We start from the raw sequence: 6,267 nt of genomic DNA on the forward strand, positions 1-6,267 counted from the left end.
ATTTTTACCAGGATGCAATACGCATAGCCAATTTACTTGGATTCGCCATAGTTTTTAAGGAATTTCACGATACTCTGATGATTTTGTTTTTCAGCCCAAGACATAGCATTGTCACCATGCTCATTTTTAATCGCCAAATCTGCACCATTTTCCAATAATAAGGAAACCGCATTTAAATGATTATCTCTGACCGCCATCATCAAAGCAGTTGTTCCATTATCCGTGGTCGAGTTAATATCAGCACCGCCACTCAGTAACAAGCGAATAATCTCCGGATGCCCGCCGGACGCGGCATAAATTAATGGATTCCACCCGCTGTGATTAATTTCCGCACCCTTAATATAGAGTTGTTTTACCATTTCGGTTTGACCGTGATAGCTGGCCAGCATAATCGCTGTTTCGCCGTGACCATTTCGAATATCCAATTTAGCGCCTGCCTCAATCAGGATTTCCGCAAGCTTCAGATTTTTGTTTTTTGCAGCAATCATCAATGGCGTGTAGCCTTCGATATCAGGAATATCGGGATTAGCGCCTTTGTTAAGCAATCGCGAGACTTCGAATAAATTATTTTTTTCAATTGCCCAGATTAAATCCTTCTGAATCCCGGCAGAAGCCACCAGCGACCAACTCAAAAGTGCGATTGCGACTAAAACCAGGCAATTGGATCTAAGTAGATAAGTCATTTCGAGGAATTTTAAATAAGTTAAAAAAATTATTGGTGGTTGCAACAGCAATATCACCTAACTCCACTGCGCGTAAACGCGCGATTTCTTCCGCCACATGCCGCACAAACGCAGGCTGATTTTGCTTGCCACGAAAAGGCACCGGAGCGAGATAAGGTGAATCGGTTTCAATCAGCATTCTATCTAACTGAATGCGCTTGGCAACTTCTTTTAATGCAACTGCGTTTTTAAATGTCACGATTCCTGAAAATGAAATGTAAAAATTCATCGTGATCGCTTGCTCGGCAACTTCCCAACTTTCGGTAAAACAGTGCATCACACCACCCACTTGGCTAGCACCCTCCTCCCGCATAATGCGTAAGGTATCCGCAGCCGCAGAACGCGTATGAATGATCAATGGCTTATTTGCCTCCAATGCAGCGCGGATATGCTGGCGAAAGCGCTCACGCTGCCACTCCAAATCTCCTTGCAGGCGAAAATAATCTAACCCGGTTTCACCGATGGCAATGACTTTGGGATGATTGGCCAACCTTGCCAATTCATGCGCCTGTGGTTCAATCTGATCTTCATAATCAGGGTGCACGCCCACTGAAGCAAACAAATTATGATGTGTTTCTGCCAATGCGCGTACTCGTGGAAAATCAGGCAAATTGACGCTGACACATAACGCATGCGTGACCTGATTCTTCTGCATATTAGCTAATAGTTGATCAAGGTCTTTAGCAAGATCGGGGAAGTCCAGATGACAATGTGAATCTATAAACATAGTAATAAAGAAATTTAAAAGTTACCGTACGCTACGCACTGCGTCGGCCCAACAATTGGGTGTTTCAAACAAACGCACTTGCTCTAATTGCAGATGGTTGCCGTAGCTATCCTGGTAAGCACCATCCAAAATATTAAACGCAATAAGAACCAGATTCTCCGCAGTAGGCTGAACATCCAACACAACCGTTTTATGATCTTCAATTGATTGCAAAAAATGCAAAACTTGCGTATCTCCAGAATAAACTAGAAATGCATGATCCCAGTGATCCACTAAAATGGTCTTTGCAATTTGCTTCACTTCGGAAAAATCCATGACCATGCCTTGCTGTGCTACGCCCTCATCAGCGATAATGTTGCCCGACAAGGTAATTTCAATACAGTAGCGGTGCCCGTGCAAATGCCGACACTGGCTGTTATGCGTTGAAATGCGGTGGCCCGCGTCAAATTCCAGCCTGCGTGTGATTAACATACGTACAATTTTACTAGCGCTAAATAAATAAATGAGATTGTAACATTGCAGCAAGAACCTAACTTATTGAATACGACTAATCACAACCGCGACAGTGCCGGGCTCACTTATGTTTATCCGGTCATATCGCGACGTGCCGGCGGTGTCTCGATCGGAATTAACCTGAACCCTAATAATGCCTGCAACTGGCGTTGTGTGTATTGCCAGGTGCCGGAACTTAAACGCGGCTCTGCACCGCGCATTGATCTGAATAAATTGGAAATTGAATTGCGATCATTCCTGCGCGATTTGATCCATGGTGATTTCATGCAAAAACAGGTACCTCCGGAAGCCAGAAACATTCACGACATCGCCTTATCTGGTAATGGTGAACCCACCAGTGCAAAAGAATTTGATCAAGTTATTGAATTGATTGGCCGTGTCAAAAAAGACTTTGCATTACCGGCAGATTTAAAAACCGTATTAATCACCAATGGCAGCTTAATTTATCGACCTACTGTACAAGCAGGTCTGAAACAGATGGCTAAGTTGAATGGCGAAGTCTGGTTCAAATTCGATCGCGCATTGGCAAAAGAGAGACTATATATCAACAATACATCGATCAGCCTGAAAAAAATTAATGATCATTTGCGCATAGCCACTGCTTTGTGCCCCACCTGGCTGCAAACCTGCGTTTTTCAAATCAACGCTATGCCTCCTGCAGAAGAAGAAATAGTCGCTTATTTAAACTTTTTGCAACAACTGATTAATAATGAAATTCCGCTCCAAGGCGTTTTATTATATGGCATAGCACGTCCGTCGCTACAACCTGAAGCGGCACAGCTATCAACAGTGGATGAATCCTGGTTAGCAGCTTATGCCAAAAGAATTGAAGCGCTTGGCATAACGGTAAAAATTAATTCGTAGCATCACCACTCGAATTTTCTACTGTCATCATAAATTTATCTCTATGTGTGGCCAATTTACAACAGAATGAAGTTTCTTGATATTAATCAAGACTTACATTTTATATAATTGATATTAATGTAAAACAATAAGAATTATCCAAGTCGAAATTTATAAAGAGGTTATATCCAGACTTTAAGAAAAAAGCTTATCGCTTATAATGGCAGCCCGGATCATTCAAGAAAAACAGTACCCTGCCAGCAACAATGTTTGCCCTCTGTAATAAATACCGTATTAATCCCAATAACAGGAGTTTCGTAATGAATTCATCGCGTGTGTTTTCTTTTTCAGCAGAACCTTCCGCTGCGTTAAGAATACATTGGATAAAAAAAATACAGCATAAATTATTCAATATCGGCTTTAGCATTGCTGCTATGTGTTTGGTTTCTCAGGCTTACGCAACAAACCCAGCCACGGCAAACACCAATACCGGCACGCCAACAAGTTCAGCTTCCGCCGCAGCACCGCAAGCTGCAGCGGGTCCATTCGATATGTCGAAAGTACCTCCGATCAGCCCAGCGGCACGCCCTGGCTTATTTATGTTGCCTCCCACGGGCCCTGGCTACTTTTCACTCTGGGATTTAATCACGGGCAATAAACGCGAGAAACCGCCCGTTGCGCCCTACGCACCCTTTGCGCTATTAACCACGCCGGCATATGACATCGATTTTCGTTATCTGGATAACCCAGACCACGAAAAAGACCTTTTTGATCCAGTCAAAAGAATCCATTTAGCCAGTGATTGGTTGTTATCCTTTGGCGGTAACTTCTGGTATCGCTACATTCATGAAACAGACAGCCGCTTAAATGCAGAAGGCACCAATAACGATTTTCACATGCTACGCACGCGCTTCCATGCAGACTTGTGGTATCGCGATCGAGTACGTTTATTTGCAGAACTGATTGACGCCCGTGCTTTTGGTTCTGAGCTACCTCCACTGGTAACGGATCGGAATCATGCTGATATTTTAAATATGTTTGCCGACATCAAGCTGGCCAATATTAATAATGGTCCGGCGTACATTCGTGTTGGTCGGCAAGAGCTCATGTACGGCTCACAAAGACTGATCTCCACGCTGGATTGGGTTAATACGCGCCGAACATTCCAAGGCGTGAAAACTTTTTGGCGTAATGCAGAATGGGATGTCGATGCTTTCTGGATGCGCCCGATGGTAATCGAGAAAGGGAATGTCGATAACTGGGATACACAACAAAACTTTTTTGGCTTGTGGGCAACAAATAAAACAAGACCTGGGCACTTAATCGATCTTTATTTTCTGAGCTTAATCAATGACCGTAATCTTGCAGCCACTAATGTGCTCTCTGGAAATATTCTACAAGGCAATGCTGATACGCATACGATAGGTGGTCGCTTGGCTGGAAATTATGACAATTTCTTATATGAACTGGAAGGCATGTATCAGTTCGGCCAGCGATCCAACCTCGACGTTTCCGCTTTTGCTGTTGCAACGGGTCTTGGCTATCGCTTACCGTTACCGATGAATCCGCAAGGCTGGATACGTTATGATTTTGCATCCGGCGATAGCAATTCCAAAGATGGCAGAAGCAATACCTTCAATCAATTGTTTCCGTTCGGTCACTACTACCTGGGTTTCCTGGATCGCATAGGACGCCAAAACATGCATGACATCAACGCACAGTTTACTATGCAACCAATGCCCTGGATAACATTCATTACGCAATATCATCGTTTCTATTTGGCTAATAACCGCGATTTTTTATATAACGCTGCTGGTCAAGCAACCTTGCAGGACGTCACGGGTCAGTCAGGCAGTCATATCGGAGATGAACTTGATTTCCGCTTAAATCTTCATGTAAATCGCCACCAGGATGTATTGGTGGGTTATTCAAAAATGTGGCGTGGTGAATTTCTGGATAAGCAAAGACCGGGAATCTCTCCTGATCTTTTCTATGTTCAATATAACATCCGTTTCTAGGCTTTATCAAATCTACACAACCACCGGATAATGCCGGTGGTTTTTCCTATCGCAAATATCGATAGCGACCAACAACCTAAGATTCATGTGCACTGCTGGCCTTCCACCAATCCGCAATAATTTTTCCTGCCGCGGGATTTACCAGATAGCCATACGAACGGTGGCAATTCAACCCCTCATTATTTCGGTAAAAATTATAAATTCCATTACAGTGATCTTTGATAGATTCAATAATTCCCATCGCTCGCATTGGCGCAAAGTCATCAGCAAGCGCCTGGTCAAGCGCTGTAATATCTCCGACAGAAGATATATTTTCCCAATGTCGGATATTGCTTGGATATCGTTTTCCCCCGATTTGGTTATTACTGTTAACCGACGCTGTACATAATTCATACCCAGTGGACTACCCATCGTCAGGAATAAATCAATTTTGCCGGGCAAATGCTCCAAATGCGACAACTCCCATAAGGTGTCATAGGCAATCACAGAACCCAGGCTATGACCGATCAACAGCACTTTGTCATTGTTTGCCAGCATCGGACGCAACTCTTGTTTCAATAATTCACGAATCTCGGAGGCAATATTATTGTTGTTCTGAAAATAACGATTGGTTTCTAATGCAGCTGATCGCAAAGGCTCGTGTATCAAGCGCAGAAAGCAAGGAAGATAATCTACGATGGTATACAAAATGCGGTCTAGCTTGCGGAGCCATGCATCCGCTTCTCGAATATCCTGTTCTGTAGGACCGTGTTGATTGATTAATGCATCAATCCATTCAAGTTCACTACTAATATCTTTATTTAAATGATAATAGGGGTAATTCCAAGCAACCAATCTAAAACTTTCTGGGTGCAAGCTCAAATCTGCGTCTATTTCCGGCTCAGCACGGCGAACACCTTCAAGTAAAGTACGCCATAACAACTTTTTATGTTCATTTGCGGTTGGTTTTGGGTTTTTCCCAGGGATAAAAATAATTTGTCGTCGGCTTATTCCGTTAGTCATGTTGAATTATCACTTTGATGCGATCAGGGCTACGATCTGTTGACATTTTATATAAGGGCGTCTCTAGAAATTCAAAGTTCCAAACAAAATGAGGCGTGAGAAAAAATGGTGACGCAGCATATAACTGATATGTAAGGAAACATTTTTTGTGGGCAACAAAGTGTTGTGACGAAATTTGGATTTTTAGAGGTATCCATAAGTATTTAATAAGTCAATACCAGGTCACATAGAGTACAAGTGGAGAAGGCACTGCCCATAATCCAGATTTCGAACAAGAAGTTAAAAACGGGTAACATCACCATTGGCAAAGATTATTACGTATAAAAAGGCTATGTAACAATTAATTATTGAATTGTTTGTCCAACGTGCATTGAGATATAGAGGTGTGCACAATGAAATCAACGGAATTCAAAGCATGGATGGAATTGATTGAACGCATGAG

General features: G+C 42.8%; 6 protein-coding genes. 2 read left to right on the forward strand and 4 right to left on the reverse strand.

Annotation, left to right across the window (positions count from 1 at the left end; genetic code table 11):
• Positions 1-32 precede the first annotated feature (32 nt).
• From Q0C11_RS09620 to queD, 3 genes are read right to left on the reverse strand one after another with little or no spacing between them, the layout of a single operon-like run.
• Complete coding sequence (locus Q0C11_RS09620) at positions 33-683, reverse strand: ankyrin repeat domain-containing protein (RefSeq protein ID WP_293007396.1); 651 nt, start codon at positions 681-683, stop codon at positions 33-35.
• The gene (locus Q0C11_RS09625; RefSeq protein WP_293007398.1) at positions 667-1,449 is read right to left on the reverse strand and encodes a TatD family hydrolase; all 783 of its coding nucleotides are present in this window, start codon (positions 1,447-1,449) and stop codon (positions 667-669) included. Before Q0C11_RS09625 ends, Q0C11_RS09620 begins: the two co-directional genes overlap by 17 nt.
• 21 nt (positions 1,450-1,470) lie before the next feature.
• Positions 1,471-1,920, reverse strand: coding sequence for a 6-carboxytetrahydropterin synthase QueD (gene queD / locus Q0C11_RS09630; RefSeq protein ID WP_293007400.1), 450 nt, complete (start codon positions 1,918-1,920; stop codon positions 1,471-1,473).
• Positions 1,921-1,965: 45 nt separating this feature from the next.
• Here queD and Q0C11_RS09635 point away from each other — a divergent pair, with 45 nt between their 5' ends.
• Positions 1,966-2,826 carry a radical SAM protein gene (locus tag Q0C11_RS09635; RefSeq protein ID WP_293007402.1) on the forward strand — a complete coding sequence of 287 codons (861 nt, stop codon included), beginning with the start codon at positions 1,966-1,968 and terminating at the stop codon, positions 2,824-2,826.
• 299 nt (positions 2,827-3,125) lie between these two features.
• A complete protein-coding gene (locus Q0C11_RS09640; RefSeq protein WP_293007403.1) occupies positions 3,126-4,823 on the forward strand; it encodes an alginate export family protein in 1,698 nt (565 codons plus the stop codon).
• 168 nt (positions 4,824-4,991) lie between these two features.
• Here the strand turns inward: Q0C11_RS09640 and Q0C11_RS09645 are convergent, their stop codons facing one another.
• Positions 4,992-5,825 (reverse strand): hypothetical protein, encoded by an 834-nt coding sequence (locus tag Q0C11_RS09645; protein WP_293007405.1) that lies wholly within the window; start codon positions 5,823-5,825, stop codon positions 4,992-4,994.
• Between the last annotated feature and the right edge of the window lie 442 nt (positions 5,826-6,267).

The sequence above is a fragment of the Nitrosomonas sp. genome (genome assembly GCF_022842015.1).
Classification (GTDB): Bacteria; Pseudomonadota; Gammaproteobacteria; order Burkholderiales; family Nitrosomonadaceae; genus Nitrosomonas.

Excerpts from the sequence above, each read along its gene's own strand:
- Q0C11_RS09620 (WP_293007396.1), bottom strand. The coding sequence starts at position 683 with ATGACTTATCTACTTAGATCCAATTGCCTGGTTTTAGTCGCAATCGCA.
- Q0C11_RS09625 (WP_293007398.1), bottom strand. The coding sequence starts at position 1,449 with ATGTTTATAGATTCACATTGTCATCTGGACTTCCCCGATCTTGCTAAA.
- Q0C11_RS09645 (WP_293007405.1), bottom strand. The coding sequence starts at position 5,825 with ATGACTAACGGAATAAGCCGACGACAAATTATTTTTATCCCTGGGAAA.
- Q0C11_RS09640 (WP_293007403.1), top strand. The coding sequence starts at position 3,126 with ATGAATTCATCGCGTGTGTTTTCTTTTTCAGCAGAACCTTCCGCTGCG.
- queD (WP_293007400.1), bottom strand. The coding sequence starts at position 1,920 with ATGTTAATCACACGCAGGCTGGAATTTGACGCGGGCCACCGCATTTCA.